The sequence below is a fragment of the Streptomyces sp. NPDC104381 genome (genome assembly GCF_055583745.1).
Window position 1 is genome coordinate 111,758 of the sequence record NZ_JBVJNK010000009.1, and the last position, 17,100, is coordinate 128,857.

The 17,100-nt window shown below is 69.0% G+C and carries 13 protein-coding genes and 1 tRNA gene; 12 read left to right on the forward strand and 2 right to left on the reverse strand.

Translation table 11 applies throughout. From position 1 onward, the window contains the following. The first annotated feature begins 33 nt into the window (after window positions 1-33). The 5 genes from ACZ607_RS29480 to ACZ607_RS29500 all read left to right on the forward strand — a co-directional run bounded on the left by ACZ607_RS29480 (window position 34) and on the right by ACZ607_RS29500 (window position 7,403). Window positions 34-2,370 carry a xanthine dehydrogenase family protein molybdopterin-binding subunit gene (locus ACZ607_RS29480; RefSeq protein ID WP_469739599.1) on the forward strand — a complete coding sequence of 779 codons (2,337 nt, stop codon included), beginning with the start codon at window positions 34-36 and terminating at the stop codon, window positions 2,368-2,370. A 188-nt stretch (window positions 2,371-2,558) separates the two neighbouring features. Next, window positions 2,559-2,984: a hypothetical protein gene (locus tag ACZ607_RS29485; protein WP_469739601.1), complete on the forward strand. Its 426-nt coding sequence runs from the start codon at window positions 2,559-2,561 to the stop codon at window positions 2,982-2,984. A 13-nt stretch (window positions 2,985-2,997) separates the two neighbouring features. Further along, window positions 2,998-5,337, forward strand: coding sequence for a hypothetical protein (locus tag ACZ607_RS29490; protein ID WP_469739603.1), 2,340 nt, complete (start codon window positions 2,998-3,000; stop codon window positions 5,335-5,337). Window positions 5,338-5,362: 25 nt separating this feature from the next. Next, entirely contained in the window at window positions 5,363-6,043 is a 681-nt protein-coding gene (locus tag ACZ607_RS29495) for a hypothetical protein (RefSeq protein ID WP_469739605.1), read from the forward strand. A gap of 379 nt (window positions 6,044-6,422) precedes the next feature. Continuing rightward, a complete protein-coding gene (locus ACZ607_RS29500) occupies window positions 6,423-7,403 on the forward strand; it encodes a MarR family transcriptional regulator (RefSeq protein ID WP_469739607.1) in 981 nt (326 codons plus the stop codon). Between the two features lie 4 nt (window positions 7,404-7,407). On the opposite strand, the gene ACZ607_RS29505 is transcribed toward ACZ607_RS29500, so the two are convergent. After that, entirely contained in the window at window positions 7,408-7,830 is a 423-nt protein-coding gene (locus ACZ607_RS29505) for a hypothetical protein (protein ID WP_469739609.1), read from the reverse strand. 84 nt (window positions 7,831-7,914) lie between these two features. Here ACZ607_RS29505 and ACZ607_RS29510 point away from each other — a divergent pair, with 84 nt between their 5' ends. The 4 genes from ACZ607_RS29510 to ACZ607_RS29525 all read left to right on the forward strand — a co-directional run bounded on the left by ACZ607_RS29510 (window position 7,915) and on the right by ACZ607_RS29525 (window position 11,964). Beyond that, window positions 7,915-8,727, forward strand: coding sequence for a helix-turn-helix domain-containing protein (locus tag ACZ607_RS29510; RefSeq protein WP_469739611.1), 813 nt, complete (start codon window positions 7,915-7,917; stop codon window positions 8,725-8,727). After that, complete coding sequence (locus tag ACZ607_RS29515) at window positions 8,724-8,915, forward strand: DUF397 domain-containing protein (protein ID WP_469739613.1); 192 nt, start codon at window positions 8,724-8,726, stop codon at window positions 8,913-8,915. The genes ACZ607_RS29510 and ACZ607_RS29515 overlap by 4 nt, the downstream gene beginning before the upstream one ends. Before the next feature lie 245 nt (window positions 8,916-9,160). Continuing rightward, the gene (locus tag ACZ607_RS29520) at window positions 9,161-11,416 is read left to right on the forward strand and encodes a DUF6571 family protein (RefSeq protein ID WP_469739616.1); all 2,256 of its coding nucleotides are present in this window, start codon (window positions 9,161-9,163) and stop codon (window positions 11,414-11,416) included. A gap of 2 nt (window positions 11,417-11,418) precedes the next feature. After that, complete coding sequence (locus ACZ607_RS29525) at window positions 11,419-11,964, forward strand: hypothetical protein (RefSeq protein WP_469739618.1); 546 nt, start codon at window positions 11,419-11,421, stop codon at window positions 11,962-11,964. Window positions 11,965-12,099: 135 nt separating this feature from the next. Here the strand turns inward: ACZ607_RS29525 and ACZ607_RS29530 are convergent. Next, window positions 12,100-12,174 (reverse strand) — tRNA-Cys (locus tag ACZ607_RS29530). A 186-nt stretch (window positions 12,175-12,360) separates the two neighbouring features. Here ACZ607_RS29530 and ACZ607_RS29535 point away from each other — a divergent pair. From ACZ607_RS29535 to ACZ607_RS29545, 3 genes are all read left to right on the forward strand, one after another. Further along, entirely contained in the window at window positions 12,361-13,839 is a 1,479-nt protein-coding gene (locus tag ACZ607_RS29535) for an MFS transporter (protein ID WP_469739620.1), read from the forward strand. 210 nt (window positions 13,840-14,049) lie between these two features. Further along, window positions 14,050-15,831, forward strand: a complete 1,782-nt coding sequence (locus tag ACZ607_RS29540) for a DEAD/DEAH box helicase (RefSeq protein WP_469739622.1) — start codon at window positions 14,050-14,052, stop codon at window positions 15,829-15,831. A 529-nt stretch (window positions 15,832-16,360) separates the two neighbouring features. After that, window positions 16,361-17,002: an IclR family transcriptional regulator gene (locus tag ACZ607_RS29545; protein ID WP_099172898.1), complete on the forward strand. Its 642-nt coding sequence runs from the start codon at window positions 16,361-16,363 to the stop codon at window positions 17,000-17,002. Window positions 17,003-17,100: the final 98 nt, after the last annotated feature.

Here is a 17,100-nt window from a genome sequence, read left to right on the forward strand (position 1 = left end):
CCAGCACAGCGGAGCGAACGACAAGGAGGCGGCGTGACCAGCGACGCAGCCACCGCGACCAGCACCACGCGCACGACGCCGCCGCCCGAGGGCCCCACCCCGGACCAGGAGCCGCCCGCGCTCGGCCTCGGCACCTCCCTGCCGCCCGCCGACGCCCGCGCCAAGACGGAGGGGACCTTCCCGTACGCGGCCGACCTGTGGGCCGAGGGGCTCCTGTGGGCCGCTGTGCTGCGCTCCCCGCACCCGCACGCGCGCATCCTGTCGATCGACACGACGGCCGCCGCCGGGATGCCCGGGGTGCGGGCCGTCGTCACCCACGAGGACATCCCCGGGGACGGCTCGTACGGGCGCCGCGTCGTCGACCGGCCCGTGTTCGCCGCCGAGCTCGTACGCCACCACGGCGAGGCCATCGCCGCCGTCGCGGCGGACCACCCCGACACCGCCCGGCTGGCAGCCGCGGCGATCGCCGTCGAGTACGAGGTCCTCGAACCGGTCACCGACCCCGAGAAGGCCTTCGCCGCCGAACCGCTGCACCCCGACGGCAACCTCATCCGCCACATCCCGCTGCGCTACGGCGACCCGGACACCGTCGGCGAGGTCATCGTCGAGGGCCTGTACCGCATCGGCCGGCAGGACCCCGCCCCGATCGGCGCGGAGGCCGGCCTCGCCGTGCCCCGGCCCGACGGCGGCGTCGAGCTCTACACGGCGTCCACCGACCCGCACACCGACCGCGACCTGGCCGCCGCCTGCTTCGGCCTGGACCCCGAGCGGGTCAAGGTCGTCGTGACCGGTGTCCCCGGAGCGACCGGCGACCGGGAGGACCCGGGCTTCCAGATCCCGCTTGGCCTGCTCGCCCTGCGCACCGGCTGCCCCGTCAAACTGGCCGCCACCCGCGAGGAGTCGTTCCTCGGGCACGCCCACCGCCACCCCACCCTGCTGCGCTACCGCCACCACGCGGACACCGAGGGCAGGCTGGTCAAGGTCGAGGCGCAGATCCTCCTCGACGCGGGCGCGTACGCCGACTCCTCGTCCGAGTCCCTGGCCGCCGCCGTGGCCTTCGCCTGCGGCCCGTACGTCGTCCCGCACGCCTTCATCGAGGGCTGGGCGGTCCGTACGAACAACCCGCCGTCCGGGCACGTGCGCGGCGAGGGCGCGATGCAGGTCTGCGCCGCGTACGAGGGCCAGATGGACAAGCTGGCGGCGAAGCTGGGCATCGACCCGGTCGAACTCCGCCTGCGCAACGCCCTGTCCACGGGCGACATCCTGCCCACCAGCCAGACCGTGACCTGCCCCGCGCCCGTCGCCGAACTCCTCGGCGAGCTGCGCGACTTCCCGCTCCCCGCGCTCCCCAAGGACTCCCCGGAGGACGACTGGCTGCTCCCCGGCGGCCCGGAGGGCGCCGGCGAGCCCGGGGCCGTACGCAGGGGTGTCGGCTACGCCCTCGGCATGGTCCACATGCTCGGCGCCGAGGGCGCCGACGAGGTCTCCACGGCCACGGTCCGGGTCCACGACGGCGTCGCCACCGTCATCTGCGCGGCCGTCGAGACCGGGCAGGGGTTCACCACGCTCGCGCGCCAGATCGTCCAGGAGACCCTGGGTATCGAAGAGGTCCATGTGGCGGCGGTGGACACCGACCAGCCCCCCGCGGGCCCGGCGACCCACGGCCGGCACACCTGGGTCTCGGGCGGCGCCGTCGAACGCGCCGCCAAGATGGTCCGCACGCAGCTCCTCCAGCCCCTGGCGCACAAGTTCGGGATGTCCACGGAGCTCCTCCAGATCGCCGACGGCAAGATCACCTCGTACGACGGTGTGCTGTCCACGACGGTGACGGAGGCGATGGACGGCAAGGAGCTCTGGGCCACCGCCCAGTGCCGCCCGCACCCCACGGAGCCCCTCGACGAGTCGGGCCAGGGCGACGCGTTCGTGGGCCTGGCCTTCTGCGCGGTCCGCGCGGTGGTCGACGTCGACATCGAGCTCGGCTCGGTCCGCGTGGTCGAGATGGCCGTCGCCCAGGACGTCGGCCGGGTCCTCAACCCGTCCCAGCTGGCGACCCGCATCGAGGCGGGCGTCACCCAGGGCATCGGCGCGGCCCTCACGGAGAACCTCCGCACCGCCCGCGGCCTGATCCGCCACCCGGACCTCACCGGGTACGCACTGCCGACGTCCCTGGACGCCCCGGACATCCGCATCGTCAAGCTGATCGAGGAACGCGACGTGGTGGCCCCCTTCGGCGCCAAGCCGGCCTCGGCGGCCCCGGTGGTGACGTCCCCGGCAGCGGTGGCCTCAGCGGTCCGCGCCGCCACCGGCCGCCCGGTCAACCGCCTCCCGATCCGACCCCAGGCGGCGGTGGCGGCTACGCCGAAGTCGTGACCTGACGGCTTGTGCCGAGATCTCGTAGGCGTTCGTCCCCGACCCGTTTCGTCGAGACGTCGTACGGGCCCCTCGTCCGGGATTCCTGTCCGCTCATTGCCGGTGAAGAGGAAACCGATACGGTGAGAAGATCGGTGACCGCCTGTCTCGGACGTAGCGGTCTGTAGGGACGGACTTGGGGGATATTCGTGAGCTTCGAACAGGAATGGGCGGAACTACGTGCCGCCGCGGCCGCACGGGGCGCCATGCAGATCAACAGTGCCCCGGCCGAGGGTGGCAGCGGCGGTTCCGGTGATCTGGTGGTCAACCGGGATGATCTCGGCGCTATCGGAAATGACGCCTATGACCTGCGGGTGAAGGTATCGCGAGAGGGCGACCACGCCCGCCCGGCCACCTTCGAAGCGGCGATCGCGCTCACCAACGGCAACTTCGCCAGTGGTTCGGCGGTACTCAAGGTGCATGACCGCTGGAACACGCATCTGAAGACCCTGCTGGATTCTCTGGCGCACATTTCGAACCACCTGGATTTCACGAAGGCCCAGCACGCGAAGGACGACGTGAAGATCGAGGGAGATCTGGCGCCGATCTCCAAGCTCACGGAATACATGAAGTAGGGGGCGCGGAGACATGGGTTCGCTCAAGTACGAGGACATAATCGACGCCCCCGTGGCGAAGCTGAAGGCCGCGGCCGACGACTGGTCGAAGATGGCGGGCGATCTGGAGAAGCTCGCCACCGAGGCCACCGACGGGATGAAGGCCAAGGCGGACAAGGCGGAGTGGGAGGGCCTCAACGCCGGGGTCACCAAGGCCTTCGTCAGCAAGACGGCCAAGGAGGTCTCGGACGCCGCAGCCGAGGCCAAGGGCGTGAAGCAGATCCTCGAAGAGGGTCACACGGCCATCAAGAAGGCCAAGGACGACCTGATCGACATCCGGGACCACGAAGGCCCCGCCGCCGGGATCAAGGTGGACGGAAACGGAAAGGTCACCGCACGCCACCCGGTCGCGGACATACCCGCCCAGCAGAAGGCCCACGACCCCGACTATCCCGCTCTGGTGCAGCAGGAGAAGGAAAACATCGCTGCCTGGCAGAAGAAGATCGACCTGATCGTCGACAACTGCAACGACACCGATGTGTCCTTCAAGAACTCCCTTGAGGCCAACGTCACCGACCGCAAGGACTTCAGCGCCCCGAAGTACACGAAGATGGACCAGGAGGAGGCCGCCCGGGCCGCCGCGCTGGCTTCCAAGGGGCGCGACATCACCCACACCGAGCTTCAGCAGCTCAACGAACTTCTGGCGGACAACAGCAAGTCGGTGGAGTTCTCGAAGAACTTCTACGAGAAGCTCGGCCCGGAGAAGTCCCTGGCGTTCTTCGGTCAGCTCTCCACGGACACGTACGAGTACGGAAAGCTCGACAAGGAGCGGCTCAAGGACGTCCAGGCGCTCCAGAAGAACCTGGGGCTCAACCTGGCCACCGCCTCCCACGACAAGGACTTCAGCGAGAAGTGGGGCCCCGAGCTCCGCAAGATGGGTACGGAACGTATCCCGCTGGCCAAGAACGACTACAACGGGCCGTACGGCTACCAGCTGCTCGGCGGCATCATGCGGTACGGGAACTACGACAAGTCGTTCCTCAACCCGATCGCCGAGCATGTGGCACAGCTGCACCAGAAGGACCCGTACATGTTCGCCGACAACAAGGTGGTGAACAGCCCGTTCAAGAACCCGTTCAACCCCTCCGGCGTCAACGGCGCGGGTTACGACCCGACGACCGCCATGCTGGAGGCGCTCGGCAACAGCCCGGACGCGGCCAAGCACTTCTTCAACGACCCGCCGACCGCGTACAACGAGGACGGCACGGTCAACAAGGGCGCCACGGCCGACCTCGGCAAGGGAGTCGACAACTATCTCGACTTCTTCGGCAACGAGAAGTGGGAGTCCTTCGGGGACGTCAACTCGCTCGACGAGAAAGAGCTCAAGGGCTCCCTCGACCACATGCCCGACGCGCTGGGGCACGCCCTGGAGGCCGCGACGTTGGGCTACCCGGCCGGGCACCCGGATGGAAGCGTGGTGCGGGACGACGACAACGCGGCGGTCATGCAGCAGGTCATGGAGAAGTACGGGGCGGACGCCGGCCTGCTCAAGCAGCAGGAGGCGATGTCCGACAGTCTGGGCACCATGGGCGCCGGCTACATCGACGACATCAACTGGGCCCTGGACAAGGGCGACACGGACAGTGTGTTCGCCCCGAAGGACTCGAAGGGTCACATCGACTTCGAGGATGACACGGAGGGCAGGAGCATCACTCGCGGCTTCCTCAGCGCCCTCGGCCAGCACCCGGACGCCTATGCGACGGTCTCGGCCGCGGAAGAGGTGTACACGCGGAGTGTGCTGGAGAACCAGGTCGACTCCAACGGCGTGATCGACAAGGGCAGCGCCCGGAATGCCGTGCACGTCGGTGCGGAGGTCCAGGGCATGCTCGACCAGTCCCGGGCCGACCAGGTCCAGGCCGACAACATGAAGAGCCACGAGGACTACGAGAAGGCCGTCGAAAAGCGCTCCGGATGGGTCGAGTTCGGCGCGGCGGCGGGCATCGCCGCGGGCGTCGCCTTCCTGCCGGCCACCGCGGCGGTCGGGACGGCCGCCGTGCTCATCCCCCTGGCCACCGACACGGCCAGCAGTGGGGTGGAGCAGCTCGCGGGGCAGTTCATCGGTGACATCTCGGACAACTCGGTCGACAAGAGCAAGGAGAAGGCCGAGGAGCTGACCAGGGAGGAATGGAACAAGATCTATCGGGCCGGCGAGTCCACTGCCGAAGCGCCCATGGAGGACTTCCTCGACCGCAACACCGGGGACTCGAAGGAGGACAAGGAGTTCCGTCAGGACATGAAGGAGTCCATGAGGAACGGCTATTCGACCGGTAACGAGCGGGAGAACCAGCAGGGCCAGGATCCGGAAACGGGCTGACGAGAACATGGGTACCGGTGGAGGGATGAAGAGCGTGGGACTGGCACGGGCAGGGCGCCTGGCAGCCGTCGTCGGCCTGGTCGTGGCCGCGGGGGCGGGCCTGGCGGCCTGCGGCTCGGACGCGGAGGGCAAGAGCACCGAGGAGACCTTCGTAGGGGCCGACAAGGTCTGCGGCGGTCTGTTCGATGCGTCCCTGGCGAAGAAGGTCGAGACGGTCACGGCGGACTCGGAGTTCTTCAACCGGAGCGACGAGGGCCTGAAGGACGTCGTGGAAGCGCTGACGGACGGATACGAGTCCGGGCGCAGCTCGGCCACGGGTGCGGCCCTGTGCGAGCTCAGCCCCAAGGGCGGCGGAGCGGGCGACGGCGCGAAGGTCAAGTTCTCCATGTACGCCCCGCAGGACGTGAAGGACCTGAGGACCGACCCCGGCACGGTGTCCTACACGATGGGCAAGAGGTCCGAGGCGAGGGCCACCGGAGCCTCGCTCTACCTCGAGTGCGTGAGTCCGCGGCTCAAGGGCTCGGAGACCGAACCCCTTCGCGTCTACGGGAGCTTCACGGTGGGGGAGAGCGATGCCCCGGACACCCCTGAGACCCGTGACGCCAATCTGGAGATCCTTCACACCGGGGCCCTCTCCGTGGTGAAGGAGTTGGGCTGCGAGGACAACGCGGGGCTGCCCGCGACGCCTGATCTCACGCCGAAGTAGATGCTGCTTCGCGAGGCCGGATCATGACCCCGGCGCTCGGGCCCCGAGTCTCGGGGGTCGAGTGCCGGGTGTGGCGCTATCACTCGTTCGGGGTCGGGGGATGCCTGCGGGGCCGACGCTTGAGCTTCGGGCTTCGAGGGCTGAGACGCGAGGGCCGAGGTTCGAGCGGTGTTGTTCATCCGGGGGGTAGGTAAGGGCTTTTGGGGAAACCTCCCCTCCCTCCCACCCCGTCACGGCCAGCAAGTATGACTAATCGTGATCGAGTTGCAGCGGAGAGTCGCGACTGCATACGGTGCCCCCAATGAGACGACCCCGACGCGGTGTTAGCAGCACCGGCCGGGGTCTGACCCAAGATCGCACACCAAAGAAAGACGATCTCGTGGCTACCCAGCAGCTTAGCTCCGCCCCGCCCGCCCCCGCAGCCTCGCGCCCGTACCGCAAGGCGCACCCCGGCTACGGTAAGCAGACCGTCCCAGCCCAAGGCCCCGCCGGTGCGGGCGCCTTCGACCTCCTGCCCGAGCGCGAGCGTTACGTCGCCGGGTACGTCGACCACCTGCCCGACGGCGCTGCCATGGACATCAAGTCGCTGGCCAAGGACCTCCCCCTGTACGGCCAGATGGCCATCGGCACCGCACTGCGCGCCCTCGCCCTGGCCGGACATCTGCGTCGTGTGCGCTGCCGGGTGGAAGGCGCCGGTCAGTGCCGGTGGGTGACGCTCACCTACTGGTCCCGGACCGCCCACGACAACGAGTGGTGGGCCGCCAGGCTCGCAGGCGAGGCGGACGCTGCCCCGGAGCGGGCACCCTCTGCCGAACCGGCGGTCGTACCCCAACAGCGGCGGCCCGGCCCGAACGCGCCCACGCCGCCCCCGGCGCCGGATCGCGAGCCCGGCGAAGGCACCCCCACGGCTGTCGCGCCCCCTTCCCCCGCCTACCTCACCCTCGCCGAACTCGGCCGCAGAGAACCCCGCCTGGCCCTCTCCGCCGCCGACTGCGCCGCACTGGAACCGCTCGCCGCCGCATGGTTCACGCGCGGTGTCAGCGCCGACTACCTGACCTCGGCGCTCACCGCCGGACTGCCCGAGCGCATCGGATCGCCCATCGGCCTGGTACGCCGCCGCCTCACCGACAAGATGCCGCCCCACCTGCCCACGGCACCCGCACCGGCACCGGGCGCCACGGTCCGTAGCGTCCTGGTCGAGTGCACCGAATGCGGCCGCCCCGGGCCGGCCGCAGCGCTCCCGGACGGCCTGTGCCGCGCCTGCGCGACCACATCGGCCGAAGATGCGACGCCCGCCGAGGTCGAACGCGACGTCCCGGCCCTCGTCGCGAGCCTCCGCAACCTGATGCGTACTCCCTGAGCAATCACGCGTCGGCTACGTGCAGGGCCTCAGGGGCGAGTTGGGCCACCACCAGCCCGTACAGCAGCTCCGCGTCCACGAAGTCCCCGTCCTGCGGAGGCCCGCACCGCCAGCTCAGCGGATACGTGTTGCCGTGGGCGGCCGGAATCCCGACGTACTGGTCGCGGGCCGCCGGGCCGAAGCACTTCGCGCCGGGCGGCCAGTCGAAGTCCTGGCTGGCGCCCGGTTCCAGCAGGAAGTACGTCCACCGCGCCCCCGCGATCTCCCGCACGACGGGCCCCGGATCGCCGTCCGTGAGGGCGGCGAGGTGGTGCAGCACCGCCTCCCCCCGGAAGCCGCGCAGCCGGATGGCGTCGAAGTGAATGCCGATGAGGCGGAGTTGGAGCCCCGATGCGGGTACCCATTCGGGGAGCTTCTTGCTCGTCATGGCAATGAGCATCGCGGTGACTGCGTACCGTGACCAGGGGGACACGATCCACATCGGTGCAGTGTGGGGAACGGTGGTGAGTTTGTGGGGAAGACCGAGGTATCCCATATTCGGCGGCTCGTGGGGGAGCTGATTCGCGTCCACCGGGTGCGTGCCGGGTTCACGCAGAAGACGGCGGCGCAGGGCTTGCTGATCTCGGAGTCGCTGATGGGTGCGGTGGAACGCGCGGAACGGATTCCGTCGATCGGTCTGTTGCTGGCGGCCGATGAGCTGTTCGCCGCGAACGGCACTCTGGGGGAGTGCTGCGACATGCTGGACGAGGAGAAGTATCCGCCGAAGTTCGTGGGCTGGGCACAGTCTGAGCGGACCGCGCGGGTCATCAACGGGTACGAGGCGATGGTGATGCCAGGCCTGCTCCAGTCCGAGGCGTACGCCTATGCACTGCACCGCGTGCGGGTGCCCGCGTACACGGAGTCCGAGGTCCTCCGCCGCGTGGAAGCGAGGCTGGAACGGCAGGCGATTCTGACGCGCACGCCGCCTCCGCACATCGGATTCGTTGTGGAGGAGTCGGTGTTGGAACGGTGCTTGGGCGGGCCGGAGGTGATGAAGGCGCAACTGCGGCACATGCTCGACTGCATCGAGCGCTACAACCACTTGACAGTGCAGGTGATGCCGACAGCGCAGCACACTCATGCGGGACTGATGGGGTCCATGAACCTGATCTCCCCGGCGGAGGGACGCGCGTTCGTGTACGTGGAGGCATGTGGCGGGGATAAGTTCATCTCGCAACCGGACAAGGTCGTCGACCTGTTCGACCTCTTCGGTACCTTGCGGGCTCAGGCACATAACCCCTGGGAATCCGCAGAGATCATCGAGAAGAAGATGGGGCAATTGTGAGCTACCACGCCACCGGACTGACCTGGTTCAAGTCCAGCTACAGCGGCAATGAGGGTGCGACCTGCGTAGAGATCGCCGCCTGCCCGCACACCGTCCACGTCCGTGACTCCAAAGTCACCGACGGCCCGACCTTCACCGTCACCCCCGCCGCTTGGGCCGCATTCGTGGCGGGTGCGGTCAGCGGCTGACCGACCGCCCGCCATCCCTGATCGCGCAAGACATCCGCAACGCCGAGCCGTCGGCGGTGGGGTCCGGATACAGGGAAGGGCGGACTTCATCCGACCCTGCATCCGTTGAGTTTCCGCCAACTGGGCAGCCCGGGGGCCAGTGCGAGCACAGGGGGTGAGAGGCTCGTGACAGTCGTGGGAGTAGTGGTCGGGGGAGCAAAGAAGTGAAGTCGGGACTGACGTACGCGGACGTAGTGAATGCCCCTGTGGCCAAGTTGAAGGCTGCCGCTGATGACTGGGCGGAGATGGTCACCAAGCTGGAGACCCTTGCCGACGAGGCCCGTAACGGTATGAAAGCGAAAGCGGACAAGGCCGACTGGGACGGCGTGAACGCGGGCGTCACCAAACCCTTCATTTCCAAGACGGCCAAGGAGATCGAGGACGCGGCGACCGAGGCCAAGGGCATCAAGCTGCTGCTCGCGGATGCCCACACCTCCTTCAAGATCGCCAGGGATGAGCTCGTCAGGATCAGGGACGAGGAGGCGGGGAAAGCCGAAATCCTGATCAGTGCCGCAGGGAAGGTGTCGCCCCGGTACGACCTGGAGAGCGACGCCGGCGCGCGCAACGACCCCGACTATCCGGAGGCTCTGCGTAAGCAGAAAACCGCCGTGGCCGCTTGGCAGAAGCGGATCGACCGGCTCGTCGAGGACTGCTCCGACGCCGACGAATCGCTGAACCGGGCCCTTCTGGCCAATGTGCGGGACGGCAAGGACTTCGGCGCGCCCAAGTTCTCCAGCCTTGACGCGGAACAGGTGGACCGCGCCGCCGACCTGATGAAGACCGTCACGGGCGAAGGCGGCACCGCCCGCAACGTGAAGGCGCTCAAGGCACTCGAAGACCTCATCGACGACAACCGCGACGATCCCGAGTTCGCCACCGGTTTCTACCGCAGGCTCGGTGCGGAGGGAACGCTTGAGGCCTATACGAAGATGTCCCTGGACGCGACATCGCTCGGCCCCCTCGGCCAGGACCGGGCCACCATGGTCCGCAACATGCAGAACGACATGGGGGCGATGCTCGGCCTGGCCACCCAGACTTCGACGCCGAACCATCTGGATGCCGCCTGGACCACACAACTCCTGAAGGCCGGCCGTAAGGAGATGGACGTGTCGGACGTGACGGGTTTCGGCACCAAGGTCTACGGCTACCAAGCGCTCGGAGCGCTTCTCCGGGAGGGGACGTACGACAAGGACTTCCTCACCACGGTGGGCCGCGACATGGTGGCGCTGGACAAGAAGAGTCCGGAGATCTGGTCCCAGAACCTGCCGCACGACCTGAAGATGGCCATCAACCTCGACGAGACCGGTGGAAAGGGCTTCAACCCGATGACCGGCCTCATGGAAGCGATGAGCAACAATCCAGCTGCGTCCACGGAGTTCTTCAACGAGGGAATCCGGGAGGACACCAACAAGGACGGCATCGTCACGCTGTCGGACGCCGAGATCAAGGGCAAGGACGCGCAGGGCGTGGTCGAGTACATGCTCGACAAGAAGCCGACGGCGGACTGGTACGACGCGACAGTCAACGGGGAGGGAACCCCTGGTCAGACGGCCATGGGTAACGCCCTGGAGGCGGCGGTCACCGGCCGCGTGCCGGGTGATGACGACGCACCGCCGGTCTCCCACAGCAAGGCCATGGCCGCGGTCATGGAGCAGGTCGTGGAGAAGATCGGCGCGGAGCCCGAACTCGTGGCCGCCAAGCCCGGCGACCCACCTGGCCCGCTCAACGGGCTCTCCCAGCAGTTCGGGAACATGGCCGCCGAGTACATGCCGGATTTGCAGGCCACGGCAGAGAACGGGGCCGGTCAGATCAAGCCGTTCGGGAAACTGGCGGAGTTCGAAAAGTCACAGATGGCAGGGTTCCTCGGCTCTGTAGCACAGGACCCGCAAGCCTACGGCGCGATCACGAACGCACAGCAGGCTTACACGACGGCGCTGGTCAGTGATGCATTCAGCCATCCCGAGAACCACCACGACATGGGTGAGGCGGTACGCAATGCTGTTCATCCTGGAGGGGAGATCGCGGGAATGATGACTGAGGCTAGAGCTCAGGCGGTTCATGAGGCGAAATCTCACGAAGCAGAGGAATACGATAAGGGAACGGAAGAAAATGCAAAATGGACGAATCGCGTCCTCACGGCGGCCGGTGCCAAGTACCTGGAAATGGTCCCCCTGGCCGGCGACGTAGTGGGTTGGATGCAGGAGGATGTTACCGAATCTGCACTGAAAAGTGCAGAGAAGGACACTTCAGGTGAGGCGCGCCGAGAGTCCGGGACTGGCTACACGGACTCGGAATCTGCAGCAAAGAACGCAGCCGTGGCGGCGGTCGATGCAGGCGGCAGAGCGGCAGGGTTGTCGCCCGACCAGGTCAATGACTACAAAGGTTCCGCCTCCACACAGACCGCGACGGCTCACTCTGTTGGGCGCGACCTGGTGGCCAGCTCTATGCCCAGGGGGAAGTAGCCGTGTTGCAACTCAAGAGGGCCGCCGCCGTTGCAGCTCCCGTAATGCTGGCCTCGCTCCTGACCGGATGCTCCGGAGAGACCGAGGCCGTACCGGAACTCCCCGACCGGCTCTGCTGGGACGTCTTCACCGCCGACTCCGTAGCCCCGCTGCTACCGGCAGGCAACGAGGCCGGGCTGCGCACGCGCGCATTCGTGCTGGCCAAGAACCTGGATATGCCGACCTGCGATGTCGATATCGATGGCCGTCCGTCCTTTCAGGCGATGGCCATCCGCCGGAGCTACGAGAAGTGGATCGACTGGAAGTCCATCGTCGGGCCCGACCCCGACCCGGTCGACGTGGGAAAGAAGGGGCTCGTATGGGCAAATGGGGCAGCCTCGTACATTGCTTGTCAGCCCTCGAAGGATCCCTCTACCCCCGGCTCGTACATCGAGCTGCGCTTGACCACCTTCCGCTCGGAGAATGACGAACAGGAGGTTCGCAGAGTTCTGCCGATTCTGCTGAAGCAGTTCGCCGCCTTCACGCAACGCGAGCTGAAATGCGTGTAAGCGCTCGCCAGACTGGGCATGGCCGCGGCCTTACTCGGGCTCGCACACGGTGGGCCCGGCGTGAAGGTAGATGGCACACGAAAACGGCCGCCCCCGCGCCATGGGGGCGGCCGTTCCCTTTCGGGTTCTCCCGCGTGGAGGCCGTGACCGGATTCGAACCGGTGTAACTCGAGTTGCAGTCGAGCCCCTGAACCTCTCGGGCACACGGCCGTGCGTTTCTTGATCTGCTTTCGACCGTACGGGCCCGGCGCGGCCAGGCCAAGAGAAGCGGGCGGGCCGCAACACGACTGCCATACCGCGTTCATGGAACAGGGTGCGGGCCTACGACCAAGGGACCAGCCGGATACCGCCCACCGACAGGGGTCACCCGGGGTGGTGGCCCTTACTCTGGGGCTCATGACTGCCCTGGAACCCCGTGACGCCGAGGTCACCGCCGCCCTCGTCGAGACGTCCGTCGCCGAGCCGGAGGAAGGCGTACTCGGGCGGACCTACCGGGCGCTCAGTATCGGCATCGTCTCCGTCGTCCTGCTCATCGCCTTCGAGGCGACCGCCGTCGGTACGGCGATGCCGGTGGCGGCCCGTGAGCTGCACGGGATCCCGCTCTACGCGTTCGCGTTCTCCGCGTACTTCACGACCAGCCTCTTCGCCATGGTGCTCTCCGGGCAGTGGGCCGACCGGCGCGGGCCGCTCGCCCCGCTGGCCACCGGCATCGGTGCCTTCGGGGCCGGGCTGCTGCTCTCCGGGACCGCGGGCAGCATGTGGATGTTCATCCTGGGGCGGGCCGTCCAGGGCATCGGTGGCGGGCTCGTCATCGTGGCGCTGTACGTGGTGATCGGGCGGGCCTACCCGGAGCGGATCAGGCCGGGCATCATGGCCGGGTTCTCCGCCGCCTGGATCGTCCCGTCCGTCGTCGGGCCGCTCGCCTCGGGGACCGTGACCGAGCACCTCGGCTGGCGCTGGGTCTTCGTCGGTATCCCGGTCCTCATCCTCCTGCCGCTCGGCCTGGCGCTGCCCGCGATCCGGCGGATGGCGGGAGGGGCGGCGGACGCGGAGGCGGCGGCCGAGCCGTTCGACCGGCGCCGCATCCGGCTCGCGCTCGGGATCTCGGCGGGCGCCGGGCTGCTCCAGTACGCCGGGCAGGAACTCCGCTGGCTCTCCCTGGTCCCGGCGCTGGCGGGCGCCGCGCTGCTCGTCCCCGCCGTACGCGGGCTGCTGCCGCCGGGGACCGTGCGGGCCGCGCGGGGGCTGCCCGCCGTGATCCTGCTGCGGGGGATGGCGGCCGGCTCGTTCATCGTCGCGGAGTCCTTCGTCCCGCTGATGCTCGTGACCCAGCGCGGACTCTCCCCGACCCTGGCCGGCCTCTCCCTGGCCGCCGGCGGTCTGACCTGGGCGCTCGGCTCGTACGTACTGGCCCGGCCCCGGCTGGAGCCCCACCGGGGGACGCTGATGGTGGCGGGCATGGTGCTCGTGACGCTGTCGATCGTCGCCGCGCCCGCCGTGCTGATCGAGGCCGTACCGGTGTGGACCCTGGCCGTGGTCTGGGGCGTCGGATGCTTCGGCATGGGCATCGTGATCGCCTCGACGAGCGTGCTCCTGCTGAAGCTGTCGGCCCCGCACGAGGCGGGGGCCAACTCGGCGGCCCTCCAGATCTCGGACGGCCTGTCCAACGCGCTGCTGCTCGCCGCGGGCGGAGCGGCCTTCGCCGCGCTCGGCGGCGGCGCGGTGGGTGGTGCGGCGCACGGGGCGGTGGAGAGCGGTGCGGGCACGGCGCACCCCGGCGCGTTCATGGTGGTGTTCCTGCCGATGGCGGCGGTGGCGCTGGTGGGGGTGTGGGTCGCGGGCCGGGCATGGACTCGGGATCCGGTACCGGAGTGACCCCATGCCTGCGGGGGCGCGATGGGCAGCCTTGTCGATGTCGGACCGATCGCTCGGCCTTGTCGTCCCCGCGCGCGGGAATGTGAGGTCAGTCGCACCCGCGTCGACCGCTGGCCTGTTCGTGCGAGGTTCCGCGCGTGGGCGCCGTAGGGTGGCCCGGTTGTCGTATCGGCAGCCGCCCACGTACCCGAGTGCCCCGAACCGGAGACCGTGACTACTACCGCCTCCCACCACCTCTCACCCGCCTTTCCCGGTCGCGCCCCCTGGGGGACGGCCGGGAAGCTGCGCGCCTGGCAGCAGGGTGCCATGGAGAAGTACATCCAGGAGCAGCCGCGTGACTTCCTCGCGGTCGCGACCCCCGGCGCCGGGAAGACCACCTTCGCGCTGACCCTCGCCTCATGGCTGCTGCACCATCACGTGGTGCAGCAGATCACCGTGGTGGCGCCCACCGAGCATCTGAAGAAGCAGTGGGCGGAGGCCGCGGCCCGCATAGGCATCAAGCTCGACCCGGACTACAGCGCCGGCCCCGTGAGCAAGGAGTACCACGGGGTCGCGATCACGTACGCAGGTGTGGGTGTGCGGCCCATGCTGCACCGCAACCGCTGTGAGCAGCGCAAGACGCTCGTGATCCTCGACGAGATCCACCACGCCGGTGACTCGAAGTCCTGGGGCGAGGCGTGCCAGGAGGCGTTCGACCCGGCGACCCGGCGGCTCGCGCTCACCGGTACGCCGTTCCGGTCGGACACCAACCCGATCCCCTTCGTCGCGTACGAGGAGGGCAACGACGGCATCCGGCGCTCCTCGGCCGACTACACCTACGGCTACGGCAACGCGCTGGCCGACGGGGTCGTCCGTCCCGTGATCTTCCTCAGCTACAGCGGCAACATGCGCTGGCGCACCAAGGCCGGGGACGAGATCGCCGCACGGCTCGGCGAGCCGATGACCAAGGACGCCATCGGGCAGGCGTGGCGCACCGCCCTCGCGCCCACCGGCGAGTGGATCCCCAACGTGCTGGCCGCCGCCGACAAGCGGCTGACGGAGGTGCGCAAGGGCATCCCGGACGCCGGCGGGCTCGTCATCGCCACGGACCAGGAGTCGGCGCGTGCGTACGCCAAGATCCTGAAGAAGGTGACGGGCGAGACCCCGGCCGTGGTCCTCTCCGACGAGAAGGCCGCGTCGAAGAAGATCGACACGTTCAGCCAGGACGACTCGCGCTGGATGGTCGCGGTCCGGATGGTGTCGGAGGGCGTCGACGTCCCGCGCCTCGCGGTCGGCGTGTACGCCACGACCATCTCGACCCCGCTCTTCTTCGCCCAGGCCGTCGGCCGCTTCGTACGGTCGCGGCGCCGGGGCGAGACCGCTTCCGTCTTCGTACCGACCATCCCGATGCTCCTCGACTTCGCCAACGAGATGGAGGTCGAGCGCGACCACGTGCTCGACAAGCCGAAGAAGGGCAGCGACGAGGAGAACCCGTTCGCCGAGGAGGACCAGCTCCTCGCGGACGCGGAGAAGTTGGAGGACGAGGAGACCGAGGACCAGCTGCCCTTCGAGGCGCTGGAGTCCGACGCGGTCTTCGACCGGGTGCTGTACGACGGCGCCGAGTTCGGCATGCAGGCGCACCCGGGCAGCGAGGAGGAGCAGGACTACCTGGGCATCCCGGGCCTCCTCGAACCCGACCAGGTGCAGCTGCTGCTCCAGAAGCGGCAGACCCGGCAGATCGCGCACAGCAGGCAGAAGCCCGCGGAGGAGGCGGACCTGCTGGAGAAGCCGGCCGAGGGGCGGCCGGTGGTCACGCACAAGAAGCTGCTGGAGCTGCGCAAGCAGCTCAACACGATGGTCTCGGCGTACACGCACCAGAGCGGCAAGCCGCACGGGGTGATCCACACCGAGCTGCGCAGGGTGTGCGGCGGCCCGCCGAGCGCGGAGGCGACGGCCGGGCAGATCCAGGACCGGATCAAGAAGGTCCAGGAGTGGGCCACCCGGATGCGCTGAGCCGGGCGGCTCCACGGACCCCGGTGCGCGAGCGGATCACACCGCTCGGGCGCCGGGGTCCGTCGTGTCATCTCCGGGACCGGGCGTCGGGGAAGGCGCCGGGCGGTGCGCGTGCGAGGCGGCGCGCTCCGCTCGTCCGGGGCGTGCGGGAGAGCTCCTGGCGCCCCGGCCGGAAAAAATTTTCCGGCCCTCATTCACAGCGGGTTAACAATCGTTCACGTGTGATGCACGGAGCGTTGCCGCGGCGTCACCCGACTTGAACGCGCGTAGATGTTCGCGTTCCGGACGGTCTTCCGCTGACCGGCGGTTATGTGGCGCCGTTCCGGAGGGAGACCGGATTCTGGACGAGGTCTTCCGCTGAGCGGACCCTCTCGCTAATGTCCCCGAAACATGAACGCCCCGTGGCAGCGTGGCCGCGGAGCGCAGCCGGTGCCATGCACAGTCGGCGGCCTCTCGGTGCGTCGCCGTGGGACCGGCGTCGGCATCCCGGAGAGCAACCGCCCCGCTCACCACGAGGGGAGAGGGCGTCGTGACCGCGGAGACTTCTCAGACGCTCGACCGGGGACTGCGTGTCCTCAAACTGCTCGCCGACACCGATCACGGCCTGACCGTCACCGAGTTGTCGAACAAACTCGGTGTCAACCGCACCGTGGTCTATCGACTGCTCGCCACCCTGGAACAGCACGCGCTCGTACGGCGTGACCTGGGCGGCCGGGCCCGCGTGGGTCTGGGCGTGCTGCGCCTGGGCCGGCAGGTGCACCCGCTGGTCAGGGAGGCGGCGCTGCCCGCGCTGCGTTCGCTGGCCGAGGACATAGGGGCCACCGCCCACCTCACGCTCGTCGACGGGGCGGACGCGCTCGCGGTCGCCGTCGTCGAACCGACCTGGACCGACTACCACGTGGCCTACCGGGCCGGCTTCCGGCACGCCCTGGACAGGGGCGCCGCGGGCCGGGCCATCCTCACCGCCCGGCAGAAGACGGTCGACCACCCGGGCTACACCCTCACCCAGGGCGAGCTCGAAGCCGGGGCCTGCGGGGCCGCGGCGCCGCTGGTCGGGGTCTCGGGCGTCGAGGGCAGCGTGGGCGTGGTCATGCTCGCCGACGCCGTGCCGGAGCGGGTCGGGCCGAGGGTCCTCGACGCGGCCCGCGAGGTGGCGGACGCGCTGCGCTGAGCGAACACCGGCCTGACCCCTTGACCACCGCGCCCGCCCCGACCGCCCCGACCGCCCCGGCGCCACCGGGGCGGTCGGGGCGGTCGGGGCCGACGGCG